Raw genomic sequence first — 1,368 nt, 5'->3', positions numbered from 1 at the left:
GCCAGGAGCCCTGGATGTGCATCACGTTGTCGAGGAAGAGGCGGGCGATCGCGATCATCCGCAGGTACTCGAAGACGGTGGCCTGGGTGCGGCCCTTGAGGCGGTTGTTCTCCGGCTGGTAGGTGTACGGGATGAACGCCCGGAAGCCGCCCGTGCGGTCCTGGACGTCCCGGATCATCCGCAGGTGCTCGATCCGCTCGGCGTTGGTCTCGCCGGTGCCCATCAGCATCGTCGTGGTGGACTCTACGCCCAGCCGGTGTGCGATCTCCATGATCTCCAGCCAGCGCTCGCCGGACTCCTTCNNCCGGCCCCGGCGAAGGAGTCCAGGCCGGCCTCGCGGAGCCGGACGATGGCCTCCTCCACCGACACGCCCGAGACCCGTGCCATGTGCTCCACCTCGGAGGCGCCCAGCGAGTGGATCACCAGCTGCGGGAAGGCCTCCTTGATGGCGCGGAAGTGCTTCTCGTAGTACTCCACGCCGTACTCCGGGTGGTGGCCGCCCTGGAACATGATCTGCGTGCCGCCGAGCTCCACGGTCTCCGCGCAGCGGCGCAGGATGTCGTCCAGGTCGCGCGTCCATCCCTTCGCCTTGTCCTTGGGCGCGGCGTAGAAGGCGCAGAACTTGCACGCCGTGACGCACACGTTCGTGTAGTTGATGTTGCGCTCGATGATGTACGTCGCGATGTGCTCGGTGCCCGCGAACTTCCGGCGGCGTGCGGCGTCGGCCGCGGCTCCCAGCGCGTGCAGCGGCGCGTCGCGGTACAGGGCGAGCGCCTCCTTAGGGGTGATCCGTCCGCCCTCGGCGGCACGGTCGAGAACGGACTGGAGGTCGGCCTTCTCGGTCACCGGCGTCCCTTTCGCAGGGGTCGTAAGGGTTGGACAGATGGGGTGCGCGAAGCGCTCGGAACAGGGCTGACAGGAAACGGGCGGACGGACCGGACCAGCCTACGCCAGGGGTTTCGCGCTCCTCACGCCAGGCCGTGCCGGCCGTGGCTCACGGCTCCCCGATCCTCGACAGCCGTGCCTCCGGGCGCCCCGCCGCGGAACTCTCCGAGTTGTACATGAGGTCGTCCCCGACCGGGGTGAGCCGGACCACGTGCGGAGCCTGGTCGCAGCCCGCGTGGTTGGTCTTGATGCCCGCGGCCCTCAGGACGAGCTGTTTCCTCGTCACCTGCTTCAGGGTGAGGGCGTCGACGCAGACCCCGCCGAGAGGGTCGGTGTGGCGCACCTCGCCCACCTTCTCGCCCACGGCGGCCTGCTTGACCGTCACATGGAAGGTGCCCGTCGGCAGGACGCCGTTGAGGGCCGCGCCCCGGCCCTCCCAGGTGCCCAGATAGCGGTCGGGGACCGAGGAGGCGGCGGAGGCGG

General features: G+C 69.6%; 2 pseudogenes. Both read right to left on the bottom strand.

From position 1 onward, the window contains the following. Positions 1–846, bottom strand: a pseudogene (locus CCN35_RS26710) (radical SAM protein); the annotation flags it as partial. Between the two features lie 148 nt (positions 847–994). Next, positions 995–1,368: pseudogene (locus tag CCN35_RS28550) on the bottom strand (serine/threonine protein kinase); the annotation flags it as partial.

It is taken from the genome of Streptomyces thermovulgaris, from assembly GCF_002155915.1.
GTDB lineage: Bacteria > Actinomycetota > Actinomycetes > Streptomycetales > Streptomycetaceae > Streptomyces > Streptomyces thermovulgaris.
Note: the sequence above shows the minus strand (reverse complement) of the source record. Positions and strands in the feature narration are given on the sequence as shown.